The organism is Vibrio sp. R-1, assembly GCF_035615595.1.
Classification (GTDB): Bacteria; Pseudomonadota; Gammaproteobacteria; order Enterobacterales; family Vibrionaceae; genus Vibrio; species Vibrio cholerae.
On record NZ_WPDC01000074.1, the window covers coordinates 1 to 16,189 of the forward strand.

Annotated in this window: 16 protein-coding genes and 1 pseudogene; 11 read left to right on the top strand and 6 right to left on the bottom strand. The window is 48.8% G+C overall.

The window, feature by feature from the left end; translation table 11 throughout:
• From GOU96_RS13690 to GOU96_RS13705, 4 genes are all read right to left on the bottom strand, one after another.
• The coding region (locus GOU96_RS13690; protein WP_324701980.1) for a GntR family transcriptional regulator at positions 1 to 231 on the bottom strand (231 nt) is incomplete at its 3' end.
• Positions 232 to 255: 24 nt separating this feature from the next.
• Positions 256 to 1,956, bottom strand: a complete 1,701-nt coding sequence (locus GOU96_RS13695) for a putative 2-aminoethylphosphonate ABC transporter permease subunit (protein ID WP_181725147.1) — start codon at positions 1,954 to 1,956, stop codon at positions 256 to 258.
• A 10-nt stretch (positions 1,957 to 1,966) separates the two neighbouring features.
• Positions 1,967 to 3,169: a putative 2-aminoethylphosphonate ABC transporter ATP-binding protein gene (locus GOU96_RS13700; protein WP_267781806.1), complete on the bottom strand. Its 1,203-nt coding sequence runs from the start codon at positions 3,167 to 3,169 to the stop codon at positions 1,967 to 1,969.
• Between the two features lie 136 nt (positions 3,170 to 3,305).
• Positions 3,306 to 4,316: a putative 2-aminoethylphosphonate ABC transporter substrate-binding protein gene (locus tag GOU96_RS13705; protein WP_267781804.1), complete on the bottom strand. Its 1,011-nt coding sequence runs from the start codon at positions 4,314 to 4,316 to the stop codon at positions 3,306 to 3,308.
• Positions 4,317 to 4,557: 241 nt separating this feature from the next.
• Between GOU96_RS13705 and phnW the strand changes: the two genes are divergently transcribed.
• The 4 genes from phnW to rnk all read left to right on the top strand — a co-directional run bounded on the left by phnW (position 4,558) and on the right by rnk (position 8,470).
• Entirely contained in the window at positions 4,558 to 5,661 is a 1,104-nt protein-coding gene (phnW, locus tag GOU96_RS13710) for a 2-aminoethylphosphonate--pyruvate transaminase (protein ID WP_267781802.1), read from the top strand.
• 17 nt (positions 5,662 to 5,678) lie between these two features.
• Positions 5,679 to 7,076: an aspartate aminotransferase family protein gene (locus GOU96_RS13715; RefSeq protein ID WP_267781799.1), complete on the top strand. Its 1,398-nt coding sequence runs from the start codon at positions 5,679 to 5,681 to the stop codon at positions 7,074 to 7,076.
• A 6-nt stretch (positions 7,077 to 7,082) separates the two neighbouring features.
• The gene (phnX, locus tag GOU96_RS13720) at positions 7,083 to 7,898 is read left to right on the top strand and encodes a phosphonoacetaldehyde hydrolase (protein ID WP_267781837.1); all 816 of its coding nucleotides are present in this window, start codon (positions 7,083 to 7,085) and stop codon (positions 7,896 to 7,898) included.
• 164 nt (positions 7,899 to 8,062) lie between these two features.
• Positions 8,063 to 8,470 carry a nucleoside diphosphate kinase regulator gene (gene rnk, locus GOU96_RS13725; RefSeq protein ID WP_000080749.1) on the top strand — a complete coding sequence of 136 codons (408 nt, stop codon included), beginning with the start codon at positions 8,063 to 8,065 and terminating at the stop codon, positions 8,468 to 8,470.
• 60 nt (positions 8,471 to 8,530) lie between these two features.
• Here rnk and yjjG read toward each other — a convergent pair whose 3' ends face one another.
• Complete coding sequence (gene yjjG / locus GOU96_RS13730) at positions 8,531 to 9,205, bottom strand: pyrimidine 5'-nucleotidase (RefSeq protein ID WP_267781795.1); 675 nt, start codon at positions 9,203 to 9,205, stop codon at positions 8,531 to 8,533.
• A 101-nt stretch (positions 9,206 to 9,306) separates the two neighbouring features.
• Here yjjG and GOU96_RS13735 point away from each other — a divergent pair, with 101 nt between their 5' ends.
• From GOU96_RS13735 to msrB, 6 genes are all read left to right on the top strand, one after another.
• Positions 9,307 to 10,215 (top strand): LysR family transcriptional regulator, encoded by a 909-nt coding sequence (locus tag GOU96_RS13735; RefSeq protein WP_033927997.1) that lies wholly within the window; start codon positions 9,307 to 9,309, stop codon positions 10,213 to 10,215.
• Positions 10,216 to 10,349: 134 nt separating this feature from the next.
• On the top strand, positions 10,350 to 10,526 hold the full coding sequence (locus tag GOU96_RS13740; RefSeq protein ID WP_000819269.1) for a hypothetical protein: 177 nt from the start codon (positions 10,350 to 10,352) through the stop codon (positions 10,524 to 10,526).
• 4 nt (positions 10,527 to 10,530) lie between these two features.
• Positions 10,531 to 11,181, top strand: a complete 651-nt coding sequence (gene elbB / locus GOU96_RS13745) for an isoprenoid biosynthesis glyoxalase ElbB (protein WP_000754779.1) — start codon at positions 10,531 to 10,533, stop codon at positions 11,179 to 11,181.
• A 266-nt stretch (positions 11,182 to 11,447) separates the two neighbouring features.
• Positions 11,448 to 11,858, top strand: coding sequence for a large-conductance mechanosensitive channel protein MscL (mscL, locus tag GOU96_RS13750; RefSeq protein WP_000054763.1), 411 nt, complete (start codon positions 11,448 to 11,450; stop codon positions 11,856 to 11,858).
• A gap of 231 nt (positions 11,859 to 12,089) precedes the next feature.
• The gene (locus tag GOU96_RS13755) at positions 12,090 to 13,838 is read left to right on the top strand and encodes a formate--tetrahydrofolate ligase (protein ID WP_267781791.1); all 1,749 of its coding nucleotides are present in this window, start codon (positions 12,090 to 12,092) and stop codon (positions 13,836 to 13,838) included.
• Positions 13,839 to 14,011: 173 nt separating this feature from the next.
• Positions 14,012 to 15,148, top strand: a complete 1,137-nt coding sequence (gene msrB / locus GOU96_RS13760) for a peptide-methionine (R)-S-oxide reductase MsrB (protein ID WP_185835541.1) — start codon at positions 14,012 to 14,014, stop codon at positions 15,146 to 15,148.
• A gap of 75 nt (positions 15,149 to 15,223) precedes the next feature.
• Here msrB and folE read toward each other — a convergent pair whose 3' ends face one another.
• The gene (gene folE / locus GOU96_RS13765) at positions 15,224 to 15,877 is read right to left on the bottom strand and encodes a GTP cyclohydrolase I FolE (RefSeq protein WP_000016195.1); all 654 of its coding nucleotides are present in this window, start codon (positions 15,875 to 15,877) and stop codon (positions 15,224 to 15,226) included.
• Between the two features lie 151 nt (positions 15,878 to 16,028).
• Here folE and GOU96_RS13770 point away from each other — a divergent pair.
• Positions 16,029 to 16,189 (top strand): annotated as a pseudogene (locus tag GOU96_RS13770) (molybdopterin molybdotransferase); the annotation flags it as partial.

Genomic DNA, 16,189 nt, shown 5'->3' on the forward strand with positions numbered 1-16,189 from the left:
CGTTTGAGTGGGGTCATAGCGTAAAGGCGCGGGCGAAATAAACCAGCCGCGGCGATCTTCACGGTAAATCTTCCCTTCAGCTTCGAGCAGGGAAAGCGCCTCACGCAAGGTGACTCGCGTGGTATCAAATGATTCGGCTAACTTGCGCTCAGCGGGGAGCTTTTGGCGCGGCATCAGCATGCCGGCATCAATCTGCTCTACGATGGCATCTTTAATTTTTACGTATTGCACTTGCGATCCTATTGCCTCTTTCCACTAACGCTTGCGCCAAGCTTGCAGGCGGCCAAACAATCCAAACTCTAATCCCACATGCAGCAATTTGGCTAACGCAGCCGAGAGCATAATCATCACCGCCATGGCAGCGGCGGCGCCCGTCTGCCCGGCATCATCCATATTCAGTACCGCAACCGATGCGGGTACGGTGTCGGTTGAATAGAGGAATACTACCGCAGAAGTGGTGGTTAATGCATTAATAAACAAATAGCTAGCAATGTCCAATACCGCAGGCAAGGAGACAGGTAACGTCACTTTCCACAGTAAGCGGTATTGCGGCAGCTTGATGGAGGCCGCCGTCGCCTCCAATTCAGGTGGCAACTGTTTAAGCGCGGTAACCGCCGTCATATGCCCCACCGTGTAGTAATGCACCACGGTATTGATCACCAAAAGCAGCATTCCACCGTACAAGCCATTGAGCGGATTAGACGCGTGATTGAAAAAGAAGATGTAACCCAAGCCCAGCACTAAACCGGGAACCGCCATCGGTACCATACTCAGCATCTGCATCGCCTGACGCAGCGGCGCGAACACTCGCCCTTTTTCAATACTGTAAGCGCCGAGAAAAATGATCACCGTCCCACACAGTGCGGTTAAGCTGGCTAGGGTGAGTGAGTTAAAATACGGGCTCCAACCATAGGCACTGGTTTCGGCAAATTGGTAATGTTTGAGTGTCAGCGCTGTATTCCACGGCCAAAACGTCACCAGTGAGCCGTACACCGCCGTGGCTAATACCGCCACAATCGCCACGCAAATCAGCACACAATAGAGCAGACATAAACCATCACGCAGCCGATGTGGTGCTGGTTGATAAGCCACAGAACGGGTATCAAATAGGCTTTGCTGTTTTTTCTGCACCCAGCGATCGGCAATAAACGCAAACACGGCGGGTAGCAACAGAACAATACTGGTCACCGCGCCCATCGCGAAATTTTGCTGCCCCACTACTTGCTTGAAAATGTCCGTTGCAAGCACGTTATAGCTGCCACCAATCACTTTCGGTACGCCGAAATCACACACCACCAAGGTAAACACAACGATCAAGGCGCTGATCAGCCCATACTTGGCTGCCGGTAGCGTGACAATAAAAAACGTTTTGATGGGGGATGTTTTCAGCGCCCTCGCCGCTTCATACAGACGAGCATCCGATGTGCTGAGCGAGGTGGTCAGAATCATCAACGCATGCGGAAATGTCCAGAAAATCAACCCGAGCGTAATACCTAAGCCACCATAAATGGATTCACCGCCGAGCCAACTCTTGAGCATGCCTTGATTACCAAATAAGAAAATCAGACTGATCGCGGGCAGTAATGAAGGCGCGAGAATCGGCGCACTACCTAACACTCGAAACAGATGTTTTCCCGGCATGCACGAGCGCGTTAACGCATAGGCGTAGCCAAACGCGAGGATGCCGACAATCGCCGTCACACTGATACCAAGCACTAAGGTGTTGCGCAAGGATTGCCAGAGTGGGGCCGAGGAAAAGTACTGGGCGAAGTAAGCGAGCCCGACAAATTCACCCTGCCCATTTTGCACGCTTTTCACCAACATAGCGGCCAGCGGCGCGACAATAAACAACAGCATCAGTGATAGCAGGATCAATAAGGTGATCGATAAAATCAGGCTATCGCGGCTCCAATGCGGCAATATCCGCACCGAAAAAGTACGAGCGACATTCAACATACTCTTCTCCTTAAGCCGCATAAGCACAGCTGGCTGTAGCTGCTGGCGTTGTCGACATGACCTTACGACGGTACGCGCGCAGCTGCCCTGCTCTCAATGCCAAATATCGAACATCGCCCGCTTTTAAATGCATGGTTTGTACCTGTGTGATTGGTAAATCGACATACACGGGCGGAGCCAAACGCTCACCTTGAAACACACATTCGACCCGATAAAACGCGCCAAGAAACTCCAAATGGCGAATGACGACTGGAATGGCCTCGTTGTAGCGCGTAACCAGCTCTAGATTTTCTGGGCGCACGGCCAAATCAAATTGCTCACCTTGGCAAGGCGTATAATTTTCGATTTTGGGCAAAGCAATAAGGGATTCAGCAATACGCAGTTGCTGGGAACTCACCATGGAGACGGGAATAAAATTCATCGTGCCAACAAACTCAGCCACAAAACGGCTGGAAGGCTTTTGGTAGATCTCTTGCGGCGTTCCAACTTGCTCAATCACCCCGTGGTTCATTACCACAATACGATCCGCCATGGTTAACGCTTCTTCTTGATCATGCGTCACCATGATGGTGGTAATGCCCAATTTACGCTGCAGTTGGCAAATTTCTTCGCGCAAATGCGTTCTTACCTTGGCATCGAGAGCGGAAAGTGGTTCATCAAGCAGTAATAACCCTGGCGATAATGCCAAAGCACGCGCTAACGCCACCCGCTGTTGCTGACCGCCAGAGAGCTGGCTTGGGTATTTTTGTGCCGATGTGGCGAGACCGATCATCTCCAACCACTGCTCCACTTTCTCTAAGGCGTCACGGACTGACATGCCTTGATTACGTAAACCAATGGCGATGTTTTCTTCCACCGTTAAATTGGGAAATAGAGCATAAGATTGGAACACGATGCCGAAATCACGCTGCTCGGGTGGTAAAAAAGTAATCGCTTGCTGGTTTTGGTGAATGCTGCCAGAGGTGGGGAGATCTAATCCAGCGATGGCGCGCAACAAGGTGGTTTTGCCACAGCCAGAAGGGCCAAGAAAGCAGACAAACTCGCCTTTTTCAATCGACAAACTGATGTCATTGAGCGCGGTAAATGAGCCAAACTGTTTTACCACATGACGAATATAGAGGTAGCTTCTGCTGATCGCTTGAGGTCGATTATCTTGTGGTCGCTCGCCTTGTGGTCGATCGTGCTGCTGTAAATTAGGATGATGCATGGTCATAAAAGTCACCTTTAATTTGGTATAGTCCAAAATTAACAAGACTTTATTGCAATGCGGTGACAGTTTTATCGCTGATGCGTGACCATCTGATGACAGTTAGGTAAAAAGGAGGCTTTCGCCTCCTTTGATGAACAAGTTAAGATTTGGGTTCCGATTTAGCATCAAACTTTTCAGACCAGGTTTGCAGCACGCGGGCACGATCACTTCCCATTTGCGTGAAGTCCATCTTCGCCATCACTTTTTCAACATTCGGATAATTCGGCACTTGCTTGCTGACGTCCTGATGGCCAACGATAGGATAGTTCTCAATATACAGCTCATTTGCCGCTTTCGAGACAGACCAATCGACCACACGTTTTGCCGCATCGCTTTCTTTGACGAGCCCTACCGCTTCGGATTCCCAGCCAATGCCGTTTGGTACAATCACATCCAACGGTGCACCTTGGGTTTTAAGTTTAGCACCACGCGTTGCCATTGATATGCCGATCGCCACTTCCCCCATCCCCGCTTGAACACAAGGTTTTGAGCCAGAATGCGTGTAATGAGCAATATTTTGATCAAGGCGTTGCATGTAATCCCACGCTTTATCTTCGCCCATGTTTTGCAGCCATGCGGAAACTTGCATGTACCCCGTGCCGGAAGATGCGGGGTTAGGCATCGCAATGTGGCCTTTGTAGACAGGGTTGGTCAAATCTTCCCAACTCTGTGGCTTAGGTAAATTCAGCTGTTTTGCCACCGCTTCGTTAAAGCATACTGCATTGAAAAATGCATCGTTACCATACCAAGCTTGCTGCGCTTGCGGATCGTTCAAATTAGCTCGTAGCTCGTTTGCTCCTTTGGGTGTGTAAGGTTTTAGCACTCCTTGATCTTTGAGGAGAGCCATTGAAGATCCAGCCAATCCCCACACCACTTCTGCACGTGGGTTGTCTTTTTCAGCCAGCAGTTTGGCCGTCATGATCCCGGTCGAATCGCGCACCCACTTAATCTCAATATCTGGGTTCTCTTTTTCAAAAGCGCTTTTGTATTTCGCCAGCAGATCGGTTTCAAATGCGGTATACACCGTGACTTCTTGTCCCGCAAACGCATGAGCAGACATAAGTGCTGCGATCGCTGTTAAGGTTCCTTTCAATATACGCTTGTTCATCATCCTCTCCAATTGACTGAGTTTGGTATGTACCAGAATTGTTATTTACCCTACCCAGTCTATGTGACGATTCGATGAAGAAAAATTGGCAGTTTCACGACGTTTTTAGGTTCTTTTTATGCCATTTTTCCTGCATGTGCGGTTATGAAACTTTTATGAAATTCGCCTTCGAAGGGTTTACCGCGTGCATTTCTCGTTGTTAGATAGCGTTAAATTTATTGGTATAGTCCAAAAAGGAATAAACATGAAGAATGCTTATCTACTGCTGACACCGGGACCGCTTTCCACCTCAGAATCCGTGCGTGAAGCCATGCTTAAAGACTGGTGTACTTGGGATGATGATTACAACTTAGAGATTGTTGAAGTGATCCGCCGCAAACTCGTCACACTGGCCACCACACAATCCGGTTACACCTCGGTGTTGATGCAAGGCAGTGGCACAGCTTCGGTAGAAGCCACCATTGGAAGCGTGATGTTACCCACCGATAAGCTGCTCGTGATTGATAACGGTGCTTATGGCGCACGCATCGCGCAAATCGCGCAGTACCTGAATATCGCATGTCGTGTTATTGCTCCCGGAGAAACGGCGCAGCCTAATCTTGATGAGATTGCCGATGTGCTGACCCATGATCCGGCAATTACGCATGTGGCGATTGTGCACTGCGAAACCACCACTGGCATGCTGAACCCGATTGCTGAGGTGGCTAAGATCGCTAAACAGCATGGCAAGCGTGTGATTCTCGATGCGATGTCGAGCTTTGGCGGTATTCCGATGGATATCGGTGCTCTGGGTATCGATTTTATGATCAGCTCAGCCAACAAATGCATTCAAGGGGTGCCGGGATTTGGTTTTGTGATTGCCAAACGCAGCGAGCTTGAACAGTGCCAAGGCCGCGCACGCTCACTCACTTTAGATTTGTTCGACCAATGGCAATGTATGGAGAAAAATCACGGCAAGTGGCGTTTTACCTCTCCCACTCATACGGTTCGTGCGTTCTATCAAGCGTTACTTGAGTTGGAAAACGAAGGTGGCATCGCGGCGCGCTATCAGCGTTATCAGACCAATCAGACCCAATTGGTGAAAGGCATGCGTGAACTGGGTTTTGCCCCGTTACTCCCAGAAAAGCTGCATTCCCCCATCATCACCTCTTTCTATTCACCTGAACGTTCGGATTACCAGTTTGCGGAGTTTTATCAGCGCTTAAAACAGCAAGGCTTTGTGATTTATCCCGGCAAAGTCAGTCACGCCGACTGTTTTCGGATTGGCAATATTGGTGAGGTGTATCCGCAAGATATTGAGCGCCTACTGAGCGCCATGCAGCACGCTATGTATTGGCAACAAGCGTAAACGGTTAGGAAAATCCGATGAAAACATTCGATCCCCTCTCGTCATATAGCCCAACTCACTGGCGCAGCGAAGGCGATATCAATACCACTGCCGCACGTCGCGACTGGCTAACGCATGTGAATGATGAAACCACTCAGAATTTGTTACAACGTGACGCGAATGTGTTTCTGCATCAAGCCATGTCCACACCTTGCCTCGCTGCATTGGCCAGTGCAGCGGGCTGCTATTTGTATGATGTATCAGGGAAAAGTTATCTCGATTTTCATGGCAATAATGTGCATCAACTCGGTCATGGTCATCCGCAGGTGATCGAAAAAATCACCGAACAGATGCAAACCTTACCTTTCGCCCCGCGCCGTTTTACCCATGAAACCGCGATTCGCTGCGCAGAAAAGCTCACGGAGATTGCTGGCGGTGAGCTCAAACGCGTGCTGTTTGCTCCCGGCGGTACTTCGGTAATTGGTATGGCGCTCAAATTAGCGCGTCATGTCACGCAGAATTTTAAAGTGGTCAGTTTGTGGGATGCTTTTCATGGCGCGTCGCTGGATGCGATCTCCGTTGGCGGCGAAGCTTGTTTCCGCCAAGGCATGGGGCCACTCATGGCAGGCGTGGAGCGTATTCCTCCAGCTATCACTTATCGCGGTGCATTTCCCCGCGAAGACGGCAGCGATGTGCACTACGCCGATTACTTGGAATATGTGATTGAAAAAGAAGGCGGCATTGGTGCATTCATCGCCGAAGCGGTACGCAATACCGATGTACAAGTACCAAGCCGCGCTTATTGGCAACGCGTAAGGGAAATCTGCGATAAACACAATGTGCTTTTGATCATTGATGACATTCCCAACGGCATGGGGCGCAGCGGTGAGTGGTTTACTCACCAAGCGTTCGGCATCGAGCCCGATATTTTGTGTATCGGCAAAGGTTTGGGGGCTGGGCTTATCCCGATTGCCGCCCTACTTACCAAAGAAAAATACAACACAGCTGCACAAGTTTCTTTGGGGCATTACACCCATGAAAAAAGCCCGCTGGGCTGCGCTGCCGCATTAGCCACGATTGAAGTGATTGAGCAGCACAACTTACTCGCCAAAGTGCAGGCTGATAGCATTTATATGCGCCAACGTCTTAGTCAAATGCAGCAGCAATTTTCACTGATTGGGGATGTGCGCGGTATCGGATTGCTTTGGGGCATCGAACTGGTGACCGATCGCCACACCAAACAGCGTGCTCACGATGAAGCCGAAGCCGTACTTTATCACTGCTTACGTCATGGGCTGAGCTTTAAAGTTTCACAAGGTAATGTGCTGCAACTTAGCCCGCCATTGATCATTTCACGTCAAGAGCTAGATCAAGCTCTCGATATTCTCTATTCCGCTTTGCTCGCTGTTAGCCAGCAGATGAATTACTCATATTAAGGAAAAATTATGAACTCTCCGATTCAAGCCGTTATTTTCGATTGGGCTGGCACTATTGTGGATTTTGGATCCTTTGCGCCGACCTCGATTTTTGTTGAAGCTTTCAAGCAAGGCTTTGATTTTGAGATTAGCCTTGCCGAGGCTCGCGAGCCGATGGGACTGGGCAAATGGCAACACATTGAAGCTGTAGGAAAACTCCCCAGTGTTGCGCAGCGCTGGCAAAAGCAATTTGGACGCCCGATGCAAGCCAGCGATATTGATGCGATCTACGCCGCTTTTATGCCGCTGCAAATCGCCAAAGTCGCCGATCACGCTGCACCGATTCCTCACTCACTTGAAGTGGTTGAGCAGATCCGATCGCGCGGGATCAAAATCGGATCTTGTTCTGGTTATCCACGCCAAGTGATGGATGTGTTGATCGCTGCGGCAGCCGATTACGGTTATCGTCCCGATTATGTGGTTGCTACCGATGATTTAGCGCAAGGTGGCCGTCCCGCCCCTTTTATGGCACTCAAAAATGTCATTGAGCTTGGCGTGACCGATGTACGCGCTTGTGTGAAAGTCGATGATGCGCTGCCCGGCATCGAGGAAGGCCATAATGCGGGTATGTGGACCGTCGGTTTACTGCTGTCAGGCAACGAAGCCGGGTTAACCCTTGAAGAGTACCAACATGCTGATGCCCAAACGCTGCAAGTGGCGCGCGAACGTGCACAAGCCAAACTGCAACAGGCAAAACCGCATTATTTGATTGATACGGTTGCAGACTTACCTGCCGTGCTCGCGCAAATTGAGCAAAGATTATTAGTCGGTGAACGACCTTAACGGGTTGGTTCGTTTACTCCATTTCTCGCTCCCCTTCTAAAAAACTGGTTACCTATTGGGGGCTTGAAATCTTCTGCTATGCGAGCTATGGTTAGTCCGACAACTTAACAAAACTGATTGATACCGCCCTGTTTTCAGGGCGGTATTTATTTGGGAGGAATAAAATGTCTCAACTTAATACTATCGTGGTGTCCACTCGCGATATGGACAGAATCAGCCAGTTGATGGATAACCTAGCCACTTTGTCGCCAGAGCTAGAGAAACTGGAAGAAGAATTGGATCGCGCCACTGTGCTCGAACCTGCAGAGATGCCAGAGAATGTCGTCACTATGAATTCTACAGTGCGCTTTAAGTTTTTGGGCAGCGATGAAGTGATGGAAAAAACCTTGGTGTATCCAAACGATGTGAAAAGCAGCGCGGATGTTTCGATTTTCGCCCCAGTGGGAAGTGCATTGCTTGGTTTGGCAGTCGGTCAACAACTGGCTTGGCCAATGCCGGGCGGCACAGTCAAAACCCTCGAAATCATCGACATCGTCTATCAACCTGAACGCGCTGGCGAATTCCACCGCTAATCAGGTATCTGGTGCAAAGTGGTTCACTTTGCACCAGGAGCGCCTCGCTTATTCATGGCATTACGCCAACAAAATCTCTCTCAGCTCATGCAGTGAAACCACTTCATAATGTGGCGTAATGCCATCTGGTTTCGGGTGCTGATGCACATTGAGCCAGCAAGTTTCGATGCCAAAATTCAAGCCACCAAGAATGTCAGAATGTGGATTATCCCCGACCATCAACACTCGGCTTTTGGCAGGGTTCCCCATACGCTCTAGTGCGTGGGCAAAAATCCCAGCATCCGGCTTCGCAATCCCAACTTCCTCGGAAATCACTATGTGATCAAAAAAGTCGGTCATGCCGGTTTTGGCCAATCGTACATCTTGTAGTTCGGTAAAACCATTGGTAATAATGCCCAAACGCGCTTTACCTTGTAGCGCCTGCATCAACTCCATCGCGCCCGGTAGCAAGGTGCAAATATCTGCCATAGCTTGCAAGAATGCGCTATTAAGCTCGGCTGTGGTGGTATTAAGCTTTTCAGCCCAGCCCGCAAAGCGCGTATTCTTCAACTGCGCGGCAGTAATATCGCCGTTTTGGTAATCCACCCACAGCGGTTTATTCACTTCTTGGTATTGGTGAAAATCTTGTTCGGTAAATTCCACGCCTTTGCGCGCGAACATCAGCTGCATGCCTTTAAAAGCATCGAAATGAAATAAGGTCTCGTCAGCGTCAAATAAGATCCAATCGTACTTCATGATGATCTCCTTAAAATCAGGCTGACAGTGTAGATTGTTTTTTAATTGATGATAATCTCCGATTATGGAAACTTTTTGTTTTTCTCTATTCAACAATCATTATGCTGACAACTTTTTCTTCTATTCCTGTTTTTGTTGCAGTTGTCGAATGTGGCAGCTTCTCTCTTGCAGCCAAAAAACTCAAAATCACCAAATCGGCGGTCAGTAAAAGGCTTTCTCAGCTTGAAGATGATTTAGGGATTCGGTTGATCAATCGTACAACACGAAAATTAAGCTTAACTGAAGCGGGGGAACGTTATTACTACCATGTTTCACAAGCACTGAGTTACGCCCGGCAAGGAATGGATGCTGTCACCGAATTGCAAGGTGAACCACAAGGCAAACTAAAAATTACCGCGCCTATGTCTTTTGGCGTTCTACACATCGCGCCCATCATTGCTGACTTCATCTCTATTTATCCTAAGGTAGAAATAGATTTGCAACTGGAAGACCAAATGATTGATCTGATTGAGGGTGGCTTTGATCTCGCCATTCGGATAGGACACCTACCCACATCGAACCTTGTTGCGAAACGCCTTGTGACTTGTAAAAGTGTTCTTTGTGCTTCACCTGAATACTTAGCGCGTTATGGCGAACCTGAAAAACCTGCCGATCTCCTTGAGCATAACTGCCTTGTTTATACTTATTTTCGCGGCGGCAATGAATGGACCTTTCACCATCAACAGCAAGAGGTCAAAGTCATCCCCAAAGGCAATCTAACGGTGAATAACAGTGAAGCGATTCGCAGAGCCTCGCTTGCAGGGTTAGGTATTGCTCAACTGCCGACTTTTCTGGTCAGCAAAGATCTGGCTGGTGGAGCACTCCAATCAGTAATGACACACTATTCTCTGCCAGTCCATGCGGTCTATGCCGTTTTTCCTGAACGTAAACACCTACCTTATAAAGTTCGAGCTTTTATCGATTTCTTGCAGCAAAAGCTAGGAAATAATCAGCCTTATTGGGATAGCTAAATGTGAGCACAAGGTCAAAAGGCCAAATTCGAATGAGGAATAGACAGATTCGGTGACTTAGCGCAAAAAGTAGCCCGAGATTTCTTTTTATAAAGAGCAGTGAAGCGATACATTGAACGGCAGAAGGAGTGGTTATGAAGCGTTTTTTCCCGTCAGCAGTGATGTTGATCCCGTTTGTGGTCAAACATTACCCCGAGCAGGAAGAGTATTCAGCGACAGATGATGGCGCGGAGCCTGACACTCCTTCCTCGATGGCTCAAGACCATCTCACCGACACGTCTAAGGCGCATAAGCAATCTATGGAGGATTAATGTCATGAAGAAAGTCGCGGTTATTCTCAGTGGCTGTGGAGTATTCGATGGAGCAGAGATCCACGAATCGGTGCTTGCGCTGCATGCCATCGAGAAACAAGGAGCCAGTTGGCACTGCTTTGCGCCGAATGTGCAGCAGATGCATGTCATTAACCACCTCACGGGTGAAGAGATGCCAGAAACACGCAATGTGTTGGTGGAATCTGCCCGCATTGCGCGCGGAAAAATCCAAGATGTAGCCACACTCAATGTGAATGAATTTGATGCACTTTTGCTCCCAGGCGGGTTTGGAGCCGCGAAAAATCTCACCGATTTTGCGGTGAAAGGCGCACAGTGCAGTATCAACCCGGATGTAGCTGCCGCTTGTCTTGCTTTTGCGGATGCGCAAAAACCTGCGGGTTATATCTGTATTGCCCCAACCATCATCCCGATGATTTATGGCGAAGCCGCTCAAGGCACGATTGGCAATGATCACGGCACCGCAGCCGCATTTAACCAATTAGGTGGCCAGCACGTGGATTGCCCAGTAGAAGGCATCGTATTTGATGAAAGACATAAAGTGCTTTCTACCCCTGCCTACATGCTGGCAGAGAATATTTCCCAAGCCGCTTCCGGTATCGAAAAATTGGTTGAGCGCCTACTGCAACTGGCTTAGTGTTTCACAAACTCAATCGATAACAATGCCCACTTTACGTGGGCATTGGTTTTTGTCCTAAGGCCAACACAGAGTCGTCATTTGTTGCACAAATGAAACGGCCGCATGAATAATGCTAGGTATATAAAATTTCTGGATGACGAGATTGCGCACAACCAAACAGCGCTATACCCTTGGTAACGTAATCGGTAGCAGAAAAACCTTGGCTTCTCCTGATACCGCAGTCACCTTCAATTCAACAATTTATTCAGTTTGGAGAAAACCCAATGAGCTTACTCAAAGAGTTCAAGGCTTTTGCATCTCGTGGCAATGTGATCGACATGGCAGTCGGTATTATCATTGGTGCGGCGTTTGGCAAAATAGTGTCATCGTTCGTGGCCGATATCATTATGCCGCCAATCGGTATTATTTTAGGCGGTGTGAATTTTAGCGATCTGAGTTTCGTGTTACTTGCCGCGCAAGGTGATGCCCCTGCTGTAGTGATTGCCTACGGCAAATTTATCCAAACCGTGGTCGATTTTACGATTATCGCGTTCGCCATTTTCATGGGTTTAAAAGCGATCAATAGCTTGAAGCGTAAGGAAGAGGAAGCGCCTAAAGCCCCACCTGCGCCAACCAAAGATCAAGAACTGCTTTCTGAAATCCGTGATTTGTTAAAAGCCCAGCAAGATAAATAACTCTGGATGATTCCCCCCTCCTAAGGCGCTCAGTTGAGCGCCTTTTTCCATTTTAGTGCATCGAATGCGAGTAAAAATCTCGTGCTTCAATTGATCAAAATCAGCAATCCGCTAAAATCCCAATCGCTCGCAGAATTCACTCCATAAGAATCTTTACAAGCCACAATTTATCGCTATGATTTGCGCGCAAACGTTTTCCTCACCATTTTTACCGCTCTAGATGAGGGTTTTATGCTGCCAGATATTGAAATTTGCCGCGCTACACCATTAGCGTCTATCGACACCATTGCTCAAAAAGCGGGATTGCTCGCGAATGAGTACGAAAGCCACGGCCTGCATAAAGCCAAAGTATCACTGCATTGTCTAGAGCGATTGGCCAGCAAACCTAAAGGCAAATTCATTCTGGTCACTGCGATTACCCCAACACCACTGGGTGAAGGTAAAACCGTTACCACGATTGGTTTAGCACAAGGGTTGGCCAAACTTAATCACTCGGTCATGGCGTGCATTCGTCAGCCTTCGATGGGACCGATTTTTGGGGTAAAAGGTGGCGCTGCGGGCGGCGGTTACTCACAAGTAGCACCGATGGAAGAGCTCAATCTGCATTTAACCGGTGATATTCATGCCGTCACTGCGGCGCACAACCTTGCGGCAGCTGCGATTGATGCGCGAATTTATCACGAGCAGCGCCTCGGCTATGCCGATTTTGAGCGCCGCACAGGCATGCCAGCGCTGCGCATTGACCCCAAACAGGTCATATGGAAACGCGTGATGGATCATAACGATCGCGCGCTGCGCATGGTGATGGTCGGCCGCAATGAACCGGGAAAAAACATTAATGGTTATGAGCGCGAAGATGGTTTCGATATCTCTGCCGCCTCCGAATTGATGGCGATTCTAGCTCTCGCCTCCGATCTACGTGATTTGCGTCGCCGCATCGGTAATGTGGTGCTGGCTTATGATTTGGACGGTAATCCGGTCACCACCGAAAATCTGAAAGTGGCTGGTGCAATGGCAGTCAGTATGAAAGAAGCCATTGAGCCGACCTTGATGCAAACTTTAGAAGGCGTCCCAACACTGATCCACGCCGGCCCATTTGCCAATATCGCGCACGGTAACTCCTCGATCATTGCCGATGAAATTGCCACCCGTTTGGCTGACTACACCGTGACCGAAGGCGGTTTTGGCTCCGATATGGGGTTTGAGAAAGCGTGCAATATCAAAGCCAAAGCATCCGGTAAAACCCCAGATTGTGCGGTGATTGTCGCCACCTTACGCGGCTTAAAAGCCAACTCAGGCCTGTATGATTTACGCCCCGGCCAAGCGGTACCGGATGTCCTATTCGCGCCAGACAGCGCCGCTTTGCAAGCCGGTTTTGCAAACTTGAAATGGCATATTGATAACGTTAACCAGTATGGTGTGCCTGCCGTGGTAGCGATTAACCGCTTCCCACAAGATTGTGCCGAAGAACTGGAACAACTGGTTAAGCTGATAGAAGCCCTGCCCAACCGTGTATCGGTAGCCATTTCAGAAGGCTTTGCCAAAGGTGGTGAAGGTACCCAACTCCTTGCCGAAAAAGTGGTAGAGCAGTGTCAACATCCAGCGAAATTCACTCCCCTCTATCATTCAAGCATGCCATTGGATGAAAAACTCAAAGCGGTCGCGGTAAAAGGTTATGGCGCTGCCGAGATTGCACTGAGTGATAAAGCCGCGCAGCAATTAGCCAAACTGCAAGCCCAAGGCTTTGATCATCTTGCGGTTTGCTTGGCCAAAACACCACTGTCGATTTCTACCGATCCCGCAATCAAAGGCGCTCCACGAGATTTTATCGTACCGATCCGCGAGCTGCGTTTATGTGCAGGCGCCGAATTTGTTTACGCCCTGTGTGGCAGTGTGATGACCATGCCCGGTTTACCGGAAAAACCTTCCTTTATGGCGCTCGATATCGATCAGCATGGCAACATCGTCGGCTTAAGTTAATCTTCCAATTTACTCCCGTGCTTCTCTTAGTAGCAGCACGGTGGTTCTTTCCTAAAAACGTTTCCTCTAACAAAAAGTTATCTCTGGCAAAAAGTTATCTCCAAGGCTGAAATTTCTGATCCGGTTTGCCGTTCTTTTTCTATAACTTTGTAAAGAACCAAAAGGAAATGCTCATGAAACGACTCTTTACTTGGGGAGCGCCACTGTTCGCCTTGCTGGCACTCACCCTTTCTCTGTTTAGCCAAGCGGACACCAAACCAAGTACCATCGACTCAACTTCAGCTAACTACCAGCAAGCGACATTGGCTGGCGGCTGCTTCTGGTGTACGGAATCGGATATGGAGAAACTTCCCGGTGTCGTGGATGTGATTTCAGGTTATGCCGGTGGAGATGTCGATAACCCGACTTATAAGCAAGTCTCATCGGGTAAAACGGGACACATCGAGGTCATTCAAGTGACGTTTGACCCGAAGATCGTCACTTATGAACAAGTGCTGGATAACTTCTTCCGACACATCGACCCAACCGATGATCAAGGCTCGTTTGTGGATAGAGGTGAACAATATCGCCCGGCGATTTTCTATCACAACGCCGAGCAACTTGAAGTGGCTAAACGTTTTATGATGGAGATTGACCAACTCGGCATATTCAAAAAGCCACTCAAAACCGAGTTGATTGAGTTTAAAAAGTTCTGGCCAGCAGAAGATTACCATCAGGACTACTACAAGAAGAATAAAGTCCGTTACAACTACTATCGCTACGCATCAGGACGCGATCAGTATTTGGATGAGATTTTCGGCGCTGACCGTAACACGCATCCGAAAACCCTTCGCCAATGGATTGATGAGAAAAATGGGCAAGCGAACGTCAAAGCTTATGTCCGCCCATCGGATGATCAGATCCGCGCCAAACTGACTAGCTTGCAATACAAGGTGACTCAACGCGACGGAACAGAACGTCCATTTGATAACGAGTATTGGGATAACAAAGAAGAAGGGATTTATGTCGATATCGTCTCGGGTGAACCGCTGTTCTCTTCTACCGATAAGTACGATTCCAAAACTGGTTGGCCGAGTTTCACTCAACCGCTTAACTCGAGTTACATTGTCACTAAAGATGATAATAGCCTGTTCTACACGCGTACCGAAGTGCGTAGCCGCTTTGCCGATTCACACCTCGGCCATGTGTTTAACGATGGCCCTGCTCCAACCGGTTTGCGCTATTGCATGAACTCCGCCGCGATGCGTTTCATCCCCAAACAAGAGATGGCAGCGCAAGGCTATGGCGAATATTTAGCTCTATTCAAATAATTAGCTATACCAACCCTGAAAAGCAATCAGCCCTCAAATTGAGGGCTGATTCATATTCACGTTTAAGAAAATGAATTAACGCAAACCGTGTAGGAATTCCGCACGCGTTGCAGGGTTAGATTTAAAAATCCCCCCCAAAGCGGTTGTTGTGGTGACGCTGGTCGCGTCCATCACTCCGCGAGATTTCACGCAATAGTGAGTCGCATCGATGGTAACTGCCACATCATCCGACTCAAGCAACGTTTGCAGCGCAACTAGGATCTGCTGCGTCATACGCTCTTGCACCTGCGGACGCTGGGCAAAAAAGCGCACAATACGGTTAATTTTCGATAAGCCGATGATTTTGCCGCGCGGGATGTACGCCACCGCTGCCGTGCCATCGATGGTGACTAAGTGGTGTTCACACGTGCTGGTCAGCGTGATGTCTTTCACTTTAACCATCTCACTCACTTTCATCTTATTTTCGATAACAGTGATTTTGGGGAAGTTGGCATAATCCAACCCTGAGAAGATCTCATCCACATACATCTTAGCGATGCGTTGTGGGGTTTCTTCCAAACTGTCATCCGTTAAGTCCAGTCCGAGCAGGTTGAGGATCTCACGCATATGCTGTTCGATTTTTTCCTTTTTCTCTGCTGGTGTCGCCAAGTTGGGCTGCATTGGTGTTTCCAACCCTCGGCGCTCTAGCGCATCTTTCACCAACTTCGCGGATTCGCTAAGACCTGACATTCCTCTACCTCTTAAATACCCCTTTCGGATGGCTGACAAGAATACTCGGATTTAGCGACAATTACACCCCAAAATTCACGTGGATTCTGCATCGCAGAAGGATTCTGTGCTACAGTTTGCCGCAAAAGAACAACAACATAGGACATTCCCGATGGGCTGTTGCGATGCTCCCGGCTTAATGCCGATTGAAGATGCACTTGAGAAAATGCTGTCACGCATTCAACCCGTGCAAACCACTTTACGTTTGCCTCTGCCTGAGGCGCTCGGCTATGTGCTCGCCGAGGCGATCTTATCGCCCATTCATGGGCCACC